The 15910-nt window shown below is 42.1% G+C and carries 13 protein-coding genes and 1 other annotated feature; of the genes, 8 read left to right on the top strand and 5 right to left on the bottom strand.

Annotated elements, in window-relative coordinates:
* The first annotated feature begins 47 nt into the window (after positions 1-47).
* From vanR to DXC04_RS09220, 4 genes are read left to right on the top strand one after another with little or no spacing between them, the layout of a single operon-like run.
* On the top strand, positions 48-737 hold the full coding sequence (gene vanR / locus DXC04_RS09235; RefSeq protein WP_117537905.1) for a VanR-ABDEGLN family response regulator transcription factor: 690 nt from the start codon (positions 48-50) through the stop codon (positions 735-737).
* A complete protein-coding gene (locus DXC04_RS09230; protein ID WP_117537904.1) occupies positions 727-1965 on the top strand; it encodes a sensor histidine kinase in 1239 nt (412 codons plus the stop codon). The genes vanR and DXC04_RS09230 overlap by 11 nt, the downstream gene beginning before the upstream one ends.
* Complete coding sequence (locus DXC04_RS09225) at positions 1871-2971, top strand: metallophosphoesterase family protein (RefSeq protein ID WP_118660876.1); 1101 nt, start codon at positions 1871-1873, stop codon at positions 2969-2971. The genes DXC04_RS09230 and DXC04_RS09225 overlap by 95 nt, the downstream gene beginning before the upstream one ends.
* A gap of 2 nt (positions 2972-2973) precedes the next feature.
* On the top strand, positions 2974-4515 hold the full coding sequence (locus tag DXC04_RS09220) for an ATP-binding protein (protein WP_118660874.1): 1542 nt from the start codon (positions 2974-2976) through the stop codon (positions 4513-4515).
* 134 nt (positions 4516-4649) lie between these two features.
* Here the strand turns inward: DXC04_RS09220 and DXC04_RS09215 are convergent, their stop codons facing one another.
* The 4 genes from DXC04_RS09215 to murC form a co-directional block, all read right to left on the bottom strand.
* A complete protein-coding gene (locus DXC04_RS09215; RefSeq protein WP_021860628.1) occupies positions 4650-5834 on the bottom strand; it encodes a ribose-phosphate pyrophosphokinase in 1185 nt (394 codons plus the stop codon).
* Positions 5821-6846 carry an ATP-binding protein gene (locus tag DXC04_RS09210; RefSeq protein ID WP_021860629.1) on the bottom strand — a complete coding sequence of 342 codons (1026 nt, stop codon included), beginning with the start codon at positions 6844-6846 and terminating at the stop codon, positions 5821-5823. Before DXC04_RS09210 ends, DXC04_RS09215 begins: the two co-directional genes overlap by 14 nt.
* A gap of 22 nt (positions 6847-6868) precedes the next feature.
* Positions 6869-7870, bottom strand: a complete 1002-nt coding sequence (locus tag DXC04_RS09205; RefSeq protein ID WP_118660872.1) for a DnaD domain protein — start codon at positions 7868-7870, stop codon at positions 6869-6871.
* Between the two features lie 138 nt (positions 7871-8008).
* A complete protein-coding gene (gene murC / locus DXC04_RS09200) occupies positions 8009-9385 on the bottom strand; it encodes a UDP-N-acetylmuramate--L-alanine ligase (RefSeq protein WP_117537899.1) in 1377 nt (458 codons plus the stop codon).
* Positions 9386-9615: 230 nt separating this feature from the next.
* Between murC and DXC04_RS09195 the strand changes: the two genes are divergently transcribed.
* The 3 genes from DXC04_RS09195 to spoVG are packed head-to-tail and all read left to right on the top strand — an operon-like array spanning position 9616 to position 12323.
* Complete coding sequence (locus DXC04_RS09195; protein WP_118660870.1) at positions 9616-10890, top strand: glucose-1-phosphate adenylyltransferase; 1275 nt, start codon at positions 9616-9618, stop codon at positions 10888-10890.
* Entirely contained in the window at positions 10887-12005 is a 1119-nt protein-coding gene (glgD, locus tag DXC04_RS09190; RefSeq protein WP_021860633.1) for a glucose-1-phosphate adenylyltransferase subunit GlgD, read from the top strand. Before DXC04_RS09195 ends, glgD begins: the two co-directional genes overlap by 4 nt.
* A gap of 42 nt (positions 12006-12047) precedes the next feature.
* Positions 12048-12323 carry a septation regulator SpoVG gene (gene spoVG, locus DXC04_RS09185; protein ID WP_021860634.1) on the top strand — a complete coding sequence of 92 codons (276 nt, stop codon included), beginning with the start codon at positions 12048-12050 and terminating at the stop codon, positions 12321-12323.
* Positions 12324-12503: 180 nt separating this feature from the next.
* On the opposite strand, the gene DXC04_RS09180 is transcribed toward spoVG, so the two are convergent.
* Positions 12504-13349, bottom strand: coding sequence for an RluA family pseudouridine synthase (locus tag DXC04_RS09180; RefSeq protein ID WP_118660868.1), 846 nt, complete (start codon positions 13347-13349; stop codon positions 12504-12506).
* Positions 13350-13786: 437 nt separating this feature from the next.
* Positions 13787-13997, top strand: a binding site (T-box leader).
* A 471-nt stretch (positions 13998-14468) separates the two neighbouring features.
* On the opposite strand from DXC04_RS09180, the gene proS reads away from it, so the two are divergent.
* Positions 14469-15908 (top strand): proline--tRNA ligase, encoded by a 1440-nt coding sequence (gene proS / locus DXC04_RS09175; RefSeq protein WP_021860636.1) that lies wholly within the window; start codon positions 14469-14471, stop codon positions 15906-15908.
* Positions 15909-15910: the final 2 nt, after the last annotated feature.

Here is a 15910-nt window from a genome sequence, read left to right as displayed (position 1 = left end):
GGGCTTTTTGAGAAATGCCCCGTCCCCTGGTTTTCAGGAGGGATTGTATGAATATATTAGTAGTGGATGATGAGAAAGAGATTGCAGATGTAATTGAACTGTATTTACAGAATGATCAGTATCAGGTTCTGAAGTTTTATACAGGGCAGGAGGCACTGGACTGCATTAACAGCACGAAGATTGATCTTGCAATTCTGGATATTATGCTACCGGATGTGGATGGTTTCCAGATTTTAAAACAGATCCGGGAGAAATACACATTTCCGGTAATTATGTTGACTGCAAAGACGGAATATATGGATAAGATCACAGGGCTTACACTGGGGGCAGATGATTATATTCCGAAGCCGTTCAATCCGCTGGAGCTTGTTGCAAGAGTCAAGGCACAGCTCAGACGTTATACGCAGTACAATGAAGGCAGTAAAGACACCGGAGATATCATTGATTTTGCCGGACTTTTATTAAACCGAAAGTCTCATGAGTGTGTTTACAATGAAGTTCCGCTGACATTGACACCGATTGAGTTTGATATTCTCTGGCTGCTCTGTGAGAACAAAGGCAAAGTCATAAGCTCAGAAGAATTATTCGAGAAAGTATGGCACGAGACTTACTATAAGAACAGCAATAACACGGTGATGGTGCATATTCGTCATTTGCGGGAGAAGATGAACATACCGACCGGCAAATCTGATTTCATAAAGACCGTATGGGGAGTGGGATATAAAGTTGAAGAATAATTATCGGAAACTCAAATTCAGTATATTATTGCAGACGGTATTGGTAACGGCACTGACCGTGCTGGTAGGTGGATTTATTCTGCGCTATATTATCGATGGACCGTATAATGACAAATTCAGCAAGTTTTTCATTAAATATCTGAAAGACCTGAATATTGATGAATCGACAGCGATTCATTTATACTGGAAATTGATCGGAGACAATAAGACCTTTTTCATGGTTGTCGGTTTCCTGCTTCTATTTGCGCTCTTTTTCTATATTGCGCTCTCAAAGATGACAAAATATCTGGATCAGGTGGGAGACGGAATCGAAAATATTGTATCAGACTCCAACGAACCGGTGCATCTGATCACGGAGCTCAAGCCAATTGAGATCCGTCTCAATGAGATCAAGGCAACGATTAAGAGACAGGAACTGGAATCGGAAGAAGGCGAGAAACGGAAAAATGATCTGGTGCTTTTCCTTGCACATGATCTGAAGACACCGCTGACGTCCATCGTAGCTTATCTTACGATGCTGGACAGCCATCCGGACATGTCAGATGAAGAACGGGAAAAGTACATTCACATCGCATTAGAGAAATCTCTGCGGCTTGGCGATCTGATCAATGAATTTTTTGATATTACCCGCTATAATCTGCAGGACATAGAGTTGGAACCGGTTGAGATTAATTTATCTCTGATGCTGGAGCAGATTGCGGACGAACTGTACGGCGTACTGCAGGACAAGAACCTGTGTTGTGAAGTGGAAGTGGAAGAAAATCTGGAAGTGACCGGAGATCCGGATAAGCTTGCCAGAGTTTTTGATAATATTTTAAGAAATGCAATTGCATACTGCTATGCCGGAACGAAGATCCAGATCTGTGCACAGAAAAAAGAAGATGACGTAGAGATTGTATTCAGCAATGAAGGGGATAAGATTCCGGGAACAATGTTGCAGACAATTTTTGAGAAATTTTACCGTGTGGACGGTTCGAGATCCAGCGGTACCGGTGGAGCCGGACTGGGACTTGCGATCGCGAAGGAAATCGTAGAACTGCACGGTGGGCATGTACGTGCGAAGAGCAACGATCAGAAGACAGAATTTATTGTAACACTGCCTTCAAAGAAGGAGCAGGAGGAAGGAGAAGAAGATGAAGTTTCTGCACCTCGCGGACATACATTTAGGGGCAAGTCCAGACCTGCCAAACGGACTCGCAGAGAAAAGAAAAAAGGAGATCTGGAATAGCTTCCGCAATGTGATCGAGACATGTGAACGGGAGAAGATAGATCTTTTACTGATTGCGGGAGATCTGTTTCACAGACAACCGCTGCTTCGTGAATTAAAAGAGGTCAGTTACCTGTTTGGAAAATTGACAAAAACACAGGTGGTTCTGGTCGCAGGAAACCACGATTACATAAAAAAAGATTCTTATTACCGTACATTTCACTGGCAGAAACATGTGCATATGATATCGGCAGATGAGCCGCAGTGTATCGAACTTCCGGAGATCAGTACATCTGTCTGTGGGTTTAGTTATCATTTGCGGGAGATAAGAGAACGTCTGGATATCAGCCGGTTGAAAAAGGGAAGACAAAAATACGAAATTTTGCTGCTGCATGGAGGAGATGAGACACATGTTCCATTTAACAGAGAGGATCTGCGGCGCGTAGATTATGATTATGTGGCACTCGGACATATTCATAAGCCACAGACTGTGATAGATGGGAAAGCGGCATACAGTGGTGCGCTGGAACCAATCGACAAGAATGATACCGGAAAGCATGGTTTTATCAAAGGTGAAATAACAGGTGAAGGCTGCAGGATACGTTTTGTACCGGCAAGTGTCAGACGTTACATCCATGAGAAAATCACAGTGACACCGCAGTTTACCGATCAGGAGCTGCAGGAGCGAATAGAAGCATGCATCCGCGAACAGGGAGAACAGCATTTTTATAAATTTATACTGACCGGCTTCAGGGATCCTGATATTATGTTTGAGACGGTCCGGAGATTTTCTCCCGGTGACAGGTTATACGGTCATCCGGCGTTTGGAAATGAACATGGATGGAATATACTGGAAATCGCTGATCGGACAACGCCGACATATGATTTTGAGCAGCTTATGAAACAGCATAAAGAAGATATCCTGGGGGCATTTATCGAAGAATTATCAGAATATCCACAGGAAAGCATACAGTATCGTGCGCTTTGTGAGGGAGTACAGGCGCTGATGGATACAAGAAGGGGTTAGTTATGCGTATACGAGAGATCTGGATGAAGAATTTCGGGCGTTTTGCAGATCGCAGAATTACTGTAAATGACGGCATACAATTGTTTTATGGAGAAAATGAAGCAGGTAAATCAACGATTTACACATTCCTGAAAGGGATGTTATTTGGGATGGAGCGAAAGCGTGGACGTGCTTCAGCAACTGATGAAAGTCATCTGTATGAACCGTGGGAAAATCCTAATTACTATGCAGGTGTGTTGCGATTTGAAGCGGGAGGCAAGACATTCTGCCTACAGAGATCATTTGAAAAAACAGGGAGAAAGGCAGAATTGTTCTGTGAGGAAGACGGAGAAGAATTTTCGGTAGAAAATGGAGATATGGAAATGCTGCTCGATGGGCTGACTGCTTCAGGATACGAGAATACAATATCCTGTGGGCAATTGAAAGTAACACCGGATGCTTCACTTGGAACAGAGCTTCGCAATTATGCAACCAATGCTTGTGCGCAGGATAAGGGAGACATCGATCTGGGGGCGGCATTTGCCCGCTTGAAGGAACGAAAAAAGGACATAGAACGCCGGATAAAAATAAGACTGGAAGAACGACAGAAAAAGCAGGAAATTACGGAGCAGGAAGCATCCTATGTATGGACAGATATCCATAAGTACACCGAAGAGAAGAGCCGCATCAGTGAAGAACTGGCACTCCGGGAGATGGGAAAACAGAAAAATAAAAAAGACAGTCTGGCTTATACAGAAGAAGTTTCCAAATGGCGGATTCATCCGATGGAGCTGATCGTATTTGTTCTTTTGATTATTTCCCCATTATTTATTGTGTCAAAACCGTGGAATTATCTGATGGCGATCATCATTTTCCTGTGCTGCCTGATTTATATCTGGAATCGGATGAAGGTAAGTAAACGTAAGGAAAAAACAGAGCCGGAGATTCTACTTGAAAAGATCCGACCGGAAGAAGAAAAAGCAACCAGAGAGAAACTGCTCTGGGAACAGAACCGCATAGAAGCAGAATCGAAAGAGAAACAGACACAATATGAGAATCTGAAAGAACAGCTGGAAGAACTAGATTTGACAGATGATGTTATTGAGAGATTACAGCAGACGAGAGACGCGGTTACGATGGCGTATGAACAACTGGAAGCTTTGTCGGGAAGACTGCGCGAGCAGACGGACAAGTTGTTAAATGGCAGAGTATCTGAGATTGTCTGTGCCTTTACAGGTGGAAAATACGAGCGGCTTTTTGTAGACGAAGACACGCGAATTTATCTCATTACAGAGGACAGGAAAATCCGGATAGAACAGGTGAGCCGTGGAACAGCGGAACAGATCTATCTTGCACTTCGTATTGCAGCCGCAGAATTTCTCTATGAAGAAGAATTTCCACTGATTCTGGATGATACATTTGGATTTTATGATGAGAAACGTCTGGCAAATACATTACAGTGGCTTGCAGAAAATAAAAAACAGGTGTTGATCTTTACGTGCCAGAAACGGGAAGAAGAACTGCTTAAGAAAATGCATATTCCGTATAATAAGGAAAATGTATGATGCCATAAAAAAGAGCTTCCAAGCAGATATAAACAAATCGAAGAAGTATGTTATCTCGTGGTTAGAGAAGGATACTTAAAAACTGCGGGGAAGCTCTTTTTGGCTATATGATTCTAAATGTGAGAAGAGATGATTTAAATCTCTTCTCCTCTTTTATATTTCTCAACAACGTGCTGGATTCTTTCGTTCGGGGAAAGAATGCTGCTGACAGAACCGTCATGGTTCAGTGTGTCGATTAAGAGTGCGATATATTTACTCATATCACAGTTGATATAGTAAGGGCGCTCAAGAAGTTCAGGTGTCTGATAGATCAGATTTGTTGTCAGGATACCATCAATAGTACCTTCTTCGTATGCCTGGTCGAATTTGTCCAGTCCGTTTGTGAACAGTCCGAATGTTGCGGCGGCAAAGATACGTTTTGCTTTGCGGCGCTTTAACTGTCTGGCAACATCTAAGATACTGTCACCGGAAGAAATCATATCATCTAAGATGATTACATCTTTTCCCTCAACAGAAGAACCAAGGAACTCATGTGCAACGATCGGGTTGCGTCCATCTACGACTTTTGTATAATCACGTCTCTTGTAGAACATACCCATATCCAGATTCAATACGTTGGCAAGGTAAACAGCACGACCGGTAGCACCTTCATCCGGGCTGATCGCCATCATATGTTCGCTGTCGATCTGGAGATCTTTATATTTGCGTAAAAGTCCTTTTACAAATTGATAGGTAGGACGAACGGTTTCAAATCCACTGAGCGGGATTGCATTCTGTACACGCGGATCATGTGCATCAAAAGTAATGATGTTGTCTACACCCATGCGTACTAACTCCTGCAGAGCAAGTGCACAGTCCAGAGACTCGCGTCCGCTTCTCTTGTGCTGGCGGCTCTCATAAAGGAATGGCATGATCACGTTGATACGACGACCTTTTCCGCCAACGGCTGCGATGACACGTTTCAGATTCTGGAAATGATCATCCGGAGACATATGGTTTGTATGTCCACTCAGGGAATAAGTCAGGTTATAATTGCATACATCAACCATTAGATACAGGTCTTTACCGCGGACAGATTCACCAATAATACCTTTGGCTTCTCCGGAACCAAAACGCGGAACCTTTGCATCAATAAGGTAATTGTCTCTTTCATAACCTTTGAATACTACATCATTTTTAAATTCGTGGCTGTCTTCACGACGCCAGTTTACGATGTAGTCATTAACTCTTTTTCCCATCTCCTGACATCCGTCAAGGGCAATGATTCCAAGAGCTCCAACAGGTATATTATCCAGAACACGTTCGTTACGACGTAACATCTTTTGTACCTCCTAGGTTTAATAATTTTTTTTGGATGCGAATATCATCTCCGGTCAGACGAAGCATTGTATAACTGCTACTGAGCCGGGAGAAAATTCTTTCTGAATAGATGTTTTTGATATCATCTAATGCCAGATTCGTAGAAATAATCGTAGATTTCCGGCGTAAAATACGTTCGTTCAGACACGCAAACAACTGGGAAGATGTAAAACCATTTGCCATCTCTGTGCCGAGATCGTCAATGATCAGAAGATCACAGTTGTAAATGTAATTGGTGTCCGGGGATTCCTCATCGTAAGAATCTGAATCCTTTTTGCCAAACGTATTCTCAGCAAGTATATCAAAAAAATGCTTGGAAGAAAAGTAGATGACAGAATAAGCAGCATCTATCAGCTCTTTGGCAATACAGTTTGACAGAAATGTCTTGCCGACACCGGTGTCTCCATATAATAGTATGTTCCGAAAATCCGTGGAAAATGTATCTACAAATTCATGACATGCATGTAGAGCAGTCTTCATAGAATCCAGAGAGGATCGTCCTGTTACCGGATCTATGTGGTTGCGTGAGTAATAATCCAGAGAAAGTGTGGAAAAATTCTCGGATTTTAAAATCTCCTGCAAGTTTGACTGTGTATATAATAAATCCACAATTGCTTTTTTGAAGCAGTGGCATTTATTCGTTCCGATATAGCCCGTGTCTTTGCAGTCCGGGCAGAGATAATGCGGCTCCAGATAATGAGCCGGATATCCATATGATTTGAGTAATTCTTTCTTGCGGGCAGATAAGGTATGTATCTCTTGTTTTAAATCTGCCAGAGCAGAAGTCTCGCCATTTAACAGAAGTCTCGCCTGTCGGATACTGGCAGAAGAGATGGCGTTATCTATTTCTGCAAACTCAGGAATCGCCTGTGTGACGCGTTCATAGCGCTCTTGCACCTGATGGACGGCGTCCAGCTGGCGCTGCTCATAGATGCGCATCAGTTCATTGTACTGTGAATTTGAAAGTGCCATAAAGAAAATCTCCCTTGTCTGCTTATTGCTGTATCAGTCTGCGCTCCAGATCGTTCATGTCATAAGAGCGGTTTTCAAAATTGTTAAACTTATTTCTTCCGGAAGGTTTGGAAGGCTGTGTTGTCTGCTGTCTGGCTTTGTCTGCTTTCGCACGTGTAAATGCGGCATCCAGAACAGAGACGTCTTCTAAAGTGTGGACGTTTTTCTTATACCAGTTCTTCAGAATAGAATCTGTATATTCAAAATTCGGCTGATGGATCATATTCATGGTTCGGTCACATGCTTCCAGAATGATTTCCAGAGAAAAAGCATATTCGTCGTGCCACTTGCGGATATATGCGATCTCAGATGCTGCAGGAGCACGTCCTTTGATTCCGTAAGCATTCAGAATAGAATAGCAGTTCTTGTTGTAAAGAACAGAATTGGTCTTTGCCTGTTCTGCAGTGCGGATATCCTGACTGTGCCAGGATAAAGCAACTTTCTGGATGTAATGGATACTCTTATGTCCGTTTTCAACACAATATTCGATTAGATACTCGATCAAATCAGCTGACATCTGTAATGTCTCATAAAAATATGTAATCGCATTAATATCTGTAGCAGATAAAGTCTTGCCAAGATACTGTTCAGCTACAAAAAGTAATTCTTTAAATTCCTTGCGGTTACCATGCTTTCTGGTGTTCACAGACTTGTCCGTGCCCGAAACCGGTGCAACAGTCAGCGAAGCTTCTGATGGAGAAACTTCAGCTTGTAAAGAACGATCCGGAGCTTCTTCTTTGTACTCGAGAAGTCCCTGACCTTCCCAGTATTTGAAAGCGCGTAAAATATCTTTCTCCGTACACTCTAAAAGATCAGCTAGTCTGGACGGAGCCGGCAAAGAGGCAGACTCGTCCAGGTGGCGAAGAAGCATAAGATAAACCTTTACATATTCTCCATTTGCTTTTGGCATATACCGGTCAATGAATTCGTTCTCCAGAACCGTAACTGTTTTTTTTGCCTGATTTGTTAAAGTCAGTGTTTTCATACCCGCCTGATGAGCCTCCTAATGTCTTTCAAATGTTGCAGGATCATTATAACATCAGTTGACCGGGCAAAAAAGAAATTTTTAAGCCAAAAATCAGGTTTTTTGTGGATAAAATCCTGTGGAAAATGTGGATAACTCTTACTTAACGAGCGTTTCCCCAATGTTTACAACGTCTCCGGCTCCCATAGTTATCAACACATCACCTTTTTGACAATGTTCGCGACAGAAGTTTTCAATCTCTTCAAAAGAAGGAAAATAATATACATCTGCACCTTTTTCAGCGATTGCGTCTGCAAGGTCTTTGGAAGAGATGCCGAGTGTGTCTGTCTCTCTTGCGGCATAAATATCTGCAAGGATCACATGATCCGTATGAGATAATGCTTCAGCAAATTCCGGGAAGAGAGCCTTGGTACGTGTATAAGTGTGAGGCTGGAAAATACACCAGATCTCACGGTGTGGATAATGTTTTGCAGCAGTCAGGGAAGCAGTGATCTCTGTCGGATGATGTGCATAATCATCAATGACAGTGACGCCGTCAAATTCACCTTTGTATTCAAATCTGCGGTTTGTACCGTGGAAATCTTTCAGTCCCTGTCCGGCCGTCTTCGGATCGATTTTCAGAATATCAGCCACAGCAAGTGCTGCCAGTGCGTTAGATACGTTGTGATCTCCGTTGACAGAGAGTGCGATTCTTGTTACAAACTCTCCATTTTTCACGAAATCGAAAGAAGCCTCTCCGATCTGGTCGTGAAGAATATTTGTTGCACTGTAGTCATAAGAACTGTCCGGACCATAAGTTACAACACGGCATGCAAGCCCGTCTGTGATCTCGTGAAGCTCCGGAATCTCACCATTAATAACAAGTGTGCCGTCTGCCGGCAATAGCTCAGCAAACTTGCGGAAAGAGTGACGGATATCCGCAAGGTCTTTGAAGAAATCCAGATGATCCTCATCAATGTTCAAAATAACTCCAATCTTCGGGAAGAAATGCAGGAAACTGTTCGTGTATTCGCATGCTTCTGTAAGGAAGATTTCGGAATTACCGACGCGGATATTACCACCGATGGCTTTTAAAATACCGCCGACAGAAATCGTTGGATCCATCTCGGCACTTAAAAGAATGTGGGAAAGCATGGAAGTTGTTGTTGTCTTGCCATGGGTTCCGGATACAGCGATCGGAGTATCATAATTAGTCATTAACTGTCCGAGGAGTTCGGCACGGCTCAGCATAGGAAGTCCTTTCTGGACTGCTGCCTGATATTCCTCGTTGTCTTCATGAATTGCTGCCGTGTAAACAACAACATCAATTCCTTCTATTATATTAGAAGCTTTCTGTCCGTAAAAAATAGTGACGCCGGCTTTCTCAAGCTGTTCTGTAAGCGGAGAACGTTTGTTATCTGATCCGGAGATTGTGAAATGTTCTTCCAAAAGAACTTCTGCCAGACCACTCATGCTGATTCCGCCAATTCCAATGAAGTGTACGTGTACCGGTTGTTCAAAATTGATTTTATACATAAGCTACCATCCTTAGTTTTAATGCTCCGGCGGGTTGCCGGAAAGTGTTCATAATTTACTTACTTCTATCATATTATTATAAACATATCTGGCAAAAAAACCAACCTAAAATTTCTTGGTATATTTTCATAAAAAGGTCACGAAACGTTTACTAAAATTGTGAAAAATGTTCACGGAAGGATAAATATATGCTATAATAAGATAATAAACGACTGTGAAGGGGTGAAGACATGAGAAAGAAGGAAATGATAGCAATGCTTCTGGCAGGCGGACAAGGCAGCAGACTTGGAGTCCTAACTGCTAAAGTTGCAAAACCTGCAGTAGCTTTCGGAGGAAAGTACCGGATTATTGATTTTCCTCTGAGTAACTGCATTAATTCTGGAATTGACACCGTGGGAGTACTGACACAGTATCAACCGCTTCGATTGAATGCTCATATCGGAATCGGAATTCCGTGGGATCTGGACAGAAATTATGGTGGAGTAACGATTTTACCGCCATATGAGAAGAGCACGAGCAGTGAATGGTATACCGGAACTGCGAATGCGATTTATCAGAATATTGATTACATAGAGACTTTTCATCCGGATTATGTACTGATCTTATCCGGAGATCATATCTATAAGATGGACTATGAAGTTATGCTGGATTATCACAAAGCGAATAATGCGGATGTGACGATCGCAGCGATGCCGGTGCCGATGGAAGAGGCAAGCCGATTTGGAATCGTGATCACAGATGATGATGGAAGGATCACAGAATTTCAGGAAAAACCGGAGAAGCCGAAGAGTAATCTCGCATCTATGGGAATTTACATTTTCAGTTGGCCGGTGCTCAAAGAAGCATTGCATACGATGAGAGATGAGTCTGGATGTGATTTTGGTAAACATATTATTCCATATTGTCACAGAAAAGGTGAACGCTTATTTGCTTACGAGTACAATGGTTACTGGAAAGACGTAGGAACGCTTGGTTCTTACTGGGAAGCGAATATGGAACTGATCGATATCATTCCAGAGTTCAATCTTTATGAAGAGTTCTGGAAGATTTATACAAACAGTGGCATCCTGCCGCCGCAGTATATTTCCGAACAGGCAGTGATCGACAGATGCATTATCGGTAATGGATCAGAAATTTACGGTGAAGTTCACAATAGTGTTATCGGATCTGGTGTTGTGATAGAAGAAGGAACCGTTGTGAGAGATTCTATCATTATGAAGGATGCAGTGATCGGCAAAAACTGTGTTGTGGACAAGGCGATTATCGCAGAGAACAGTAAAATCGGTGATGAAGTTGTAATGGGAATCGGAAGAGATGTACCGAACCGCCAGAAACCGTCCGTATATTCTTTTGGACTGGTAACGATTGGAGAGAATTCGGTAATCCCGGGAAAAGTACAGATTGGAAAAAATACTGCGATCAGTGGTAAGACAACGGCAGAGGATTACCCGGATGGCATACTGGACAGCGGAGAGACTTTGATAAAGGCAGGTGAACGGGTATGAGAGCAGTAGGAATTATTCTAGCGGGTGGCAACAGTTATAAGATGAAAGAACTTACACAGAAACGTGCAGTAGCAGCAATGCCGATCGCAGGAAGTTACCGGGCGATTGATTTTGCACTCAGTAATATGTCCAACTCACATATTCAGAAAGTGGCAGTTTTAACACAATATAATGCCCGTTCGTTGAATGAACATCTGAATTCCTCCAAGTGGTGGGATTTCGGAAGAAAACAGGGCGGACTTTATGTATTTACCCCGACAATCACAGCAGATAACGGATACTGGTACAGAGGAACCGCAGATGCGATTTACCAGAATCTTGATTTTTTGAAGAGATGCCACGAACCTTACGTTATCATTACATCCGGCGATGCGGTGTATAAGATGGACTATAACAAGGTTCTGGAATATCATATAGCAAAACGCGCAGACATTACGATCGTGTGTAAAGAACTTGCTCCAGGAGAGGATGCGAGCCGGTTTGGAACATTGAAGATGAATGATACGATGCGCGTGGAAGAATTTGAAGAGAAGCCGATGGTGGCTAAGTCCAACACTATTTCCACCGGGATTTATGTGATCAGGAGAAGACATCTGATCGATATGATCGAACACTGTGCGGAAGAGGACAGACATGATTTTGTGACCGATATTCTCATCAGATACAAGAATCTGAAGAAAATATATGGTTATAAAATAAAAGACTACTGGAACAGTATTTCGACCGTGGATGCATATTATCGGACGAATATGGATTTCCTGAAACCGGAGGTAAGAAACTACTTCTTCAAGGAACAGCCAGATGTATATTCAAAGGTAAGCGACCTGCCGCCTGCAAAGTATAATCCGGGTGCGGTTGTAAAGAACAGTTTGATTGCAAGTGGAAGTATTATCAATGGTACCGTCGAAAATTCTATATTATTTAAGAAGACATTCGTCGGAAACAATTGTGTAATTAAAAATTCTATCATTCTGAATGATGTTTATCTTGGGGACAATACTTATATTGAAAACTGTATTGTAGAAAGTCGTAACACCATCAGAGCGAACACAAGGCATGTAGGGGAAGATGGTGTGAAAGTGGTCATCGAAAAGAACGAGAGGTATGTGCTGTAGAAAGATTACAGTACAGCGGCTGAAAGAAAGGGGCTAGAACAAATGCAGATTACAGATGTACGAGTGAGAAAGGTAGCAAAGGAGGGCAAATTAAAGGCGGTTGTCTCGATCACAATGGATGAAGAATTTGTCATTCATGATATCAAAGTGATTGAAGGTGAGAAGGGACTTTTCATTGCTATGCCAAGCAAGAAGTCATTGGACGGAGAGTACCGTGATATTGCGCATCCGATCAATTCCGGAACGAGAGAGCGTATCCAGAATATTATTCTTAGCAAGTATGAAGAAGCAATGAGTAAAGAAGTTATGGAAGCGTAGCCGCTATCATATAAACTGATTAAGAAATGAAATGTTTAAGGACGGAAGAAATGCATCTCTTCCGTCCTTAAAATTTTTCTTGTAAAAGAGAAAGAATCATCGCACTTTAGTGCGACTGCCCGTTTTGTTGCAGATGTCATAGTATTTAGAAGTATGCTCATATCGGGTTGGTCATCATAATCAGGCTAGTAAAGAAAAATGCATTTTTTTATGTGTGACAGGATGTGCAAATTCAAGTTTATATGCACACAGACATAATGTCTGCCATCCTTTTTTTGCACGGCAGCCTGGATTGTATTTTGTGTCGCCGACGATCGGGCATCCGATAGCAGCGAGCTGGCAGCGGATCTGATGAAAGCGTCCGGTGTCCAGATGGATTTTGAGAAGTGTCTTCGTGGACTGCCCGTTGTCCACAGAGGTGCTGCTTGAAAAAATATCCTGGATGTCTGAAGCATGCTCATCCCCGGTGTTTACGGGATTTTTACTGAAAAAAATATCTTCGGAATTTGTGGTGATAGTATCTGGAGTGGAACGGGAAGTATCTGTGAAAAAATCTCGTAACTCATTATGGATTTCGTAGAAGAGGCGAGCTTTTTTTGCGCCTTTCTTTTTTGCATCACAGACAGACGCGGTGTTAGTCTGCGGATTTTTATACAAATAATTTTCCAGTGTTCCAGAAGTGTCAGACGGAATTCCGTTTGTCAGGGCAAGATAATATTTTCCAAAATCACCATTCTGAAGCTGGCGGTTTAAATCTTTTGCGGCAGCAGGTGTTTTGGCAAAGACAAGAATACCGCGGACTGGCTGGTCCAGTCTGTGTATTACTGCGAGATATGGCTCGCTTTTATCAGAAGATGTTTCATAAATGTGGCGTTTGATCAGATTTACCATATCAGGCGAACCAATACGGCGGCTCTGCGTTGCTGTGCCGTGCGGTTTTTCACATACGATAATATCGGAATCTTCGAATAAAATATTTAAAGTAGAATTATTTTTTCTGTAATTTTTTTGAATATGATTCTGCATGAATGATTTCCTCCTGTCAGAAATCTGGATTTCTTTTTTTATTTAAGCACAGAGCTATGGAATATGCAAATAAATTATAGCGGGATTGCCGGGAAATACAAATGCAGGAGGCTGACTTGAAAAAGTAAATTCCAGTGCGGAACTAAATTCCACTCATACTTTAAAAGTTGTGACTTTTATTGAATTTCTACATTGTAATTTGTTGTGCATATGCAAAATATAGAGTAGAGCCTTGATAGAATGATTTATTTTGTGTTAAGTGTTTTACATATGTGAATTTAGAGCTTGCAAGGTTAAATTCTACTTATGCAGGAGTAAGATCCATCATGGAGATTAAGAGTGGAGTTTAAATTTTCAATTTAGGAGCGAAAAATAATCATGTTTGTTGCTTGACAAAAGAAAAACCATAGATTAAAATTATGAACAATTCCATAAATAATATGGCGATGAAGAGAATTAGTACATGGTAGCGGGCAGCAGAGAGGACATCGTAATGGTGAAAGATGTCTGGCAGGTGCACTGTGGAACCGGTCTTGGAGCCACTGTATGAAAATACAGCGTTTCCGTCAGCGTTAATGATGAATGAAGAGAACTGCAAAAGGGTTGCAGTTAACTAGGGTGGTACCGCCGAGCTTTTCGGTCCCTTTTTAGGGAGCTGAAAGGTCCGGCGTTTTTTATTATGTTATGGCGACGAGGAAAATGTACCATGCTTGCATGATTACATTTGACGACCGCTAATCAGCGGATAAAACTTGAAAAGCGTGTTTTATGCTATCGCTATCATTATTGTCCTGACCACCGGAGAAAATTGTCAGTGGCAGGTTCTGTAGATGTTTTATTAGGATGATGTTGAAATCGAAACCTTTCACCATGTTTTTCGCTTATAGGCTTACAACGTAGTGAGTACCAGGTGATTTTATTTATGAGCAGATTCGCAAACGATCTATGTTCCACATCAGGGCTTGCTAAATGAGTGTTATAGTCGTTCCGTAATGCGGCTGGTGCAAGACATGTGTCAAAGCATATTATATTTTTTTCTGGCACTGTAAAAATGTTGGATTTATATTTGTGGCTTTATAAAAGGAGCTCCCAGAATAAAGTAGAAAAGGAGAAAGAAAGATGGCAAAAGAAAAATTAGTAAAAAATATCACATCTCGTGACGAAGATTTCGCACAGTGGTACACAGACGTTGTACGTGAAGCAAATCTTTGTGATTATTCCAGCGTAAAAGGATGCATGAACTACTTACCGAATGGTTATGCGATCTGGGAACTGATCCAGTCAGATCTGGACAGACGTTTTAAAGAAACAGGTGTAGAGAATGTATACCTGCCGGTTCTGATTCCGGAAGAACTTCTTGAGAAAGAAGCAGATCACGTAGAAGGATTTGCACCGGAAGTTGCATGGGTAACACATGGTGGAATGGAGAGATTACAGGAAAGATTATGTATTCGTCCGACATCTGAGACATTATTCTGTGACCTGTGGGCAAAAACAGTAAAATCATACAGAGATCTTCCGAAGGTATGGAACCAGTGGAACTCCGTACTGCGCTGGGAGAAGACAACAAGACCGTTCTTACGTTCTAGAGAATTCTTGTGGCAGGAAGGCCATACACTTCATGCAACATATGAAGAAGCTGAAGAAAGAACAATTCAGATGTGGGAAGTTTATAAGGATTGCTATAAAGAGACAATGGCTATTCCATTTGTAGCAGGAAGAAAGGCAGAACACGAGAAATTCGCAGGAGCAGAAGACACATATACGATTGAAGCATTGATGCATGACGGAAAAGCACTTCAGTCTGCGACAAGTCATTTCTTCGGAAGTGGATTCCCGGATGCATTTGATATTAAATATGTAGATAAAAATAACGAATTACACAGTGCTTATGAGACATCATGGGGATGGTCTACAAGAAGTATCGGAGCACTTATTATGGTTCACGGTGATGACGACGGACTTGTATTACCACCGCATGTTGCACCGGTAGAATGTAGAGTTATTCCGATCGCACAGCACAAAGAAGGCGTTCTGGACAGAGCATATGCACTGTTTGATGAGCTGAAAAAAGCAGGATACAGAGTGAAGATTGATGATTCCGATAAGAGCCCGGGATGGAAATTCTCTGAGCAGGAGATCCTCGGAATTCCGACACGTATCGAGATTGGACCAAAAGATATCGAGAAGAATCAGGTTGTGGTTGTACGTCGTGACAATCGTGAGAAGATCGTTGTATCTCTGGATGAGATTGCTGTAAAACTGCGTGAAATCCTTGAACAGGAACAGCAGGATATGTACAACCGCGCAGAAGAGTTCCTGAACAGCCACATCGATACAGCAACAACAATGGACGAAATGGTAGAGAAGTTCAAAGCAAATCGTGGATTTGTTAAAGCCTGCTGGTGCGGAGATCCGGAATGTGAAGGCGAAGTAAAATATCTGACAGGCGGAGCAGCAACCAGATGTCTGATTGAAGATGAAGAATTTATTTCCGATAAATGTATCTATTGTGGAAAACCTGCAAAACAGATGGCATATTGGGGAAAATCTTATTAAAA

This window comes from Dorea sp. OM07-5 (genome assembly GCF_003481355.1).
GTDB lineage: Bacteria > Bacillota > Clostridia > Lachnospirales > Lachnospiraceae > Dorea_D > Dorea_D hominis.
This window is presented reverse-complemented; position numbering and strand designations above follow the sequence as displayed.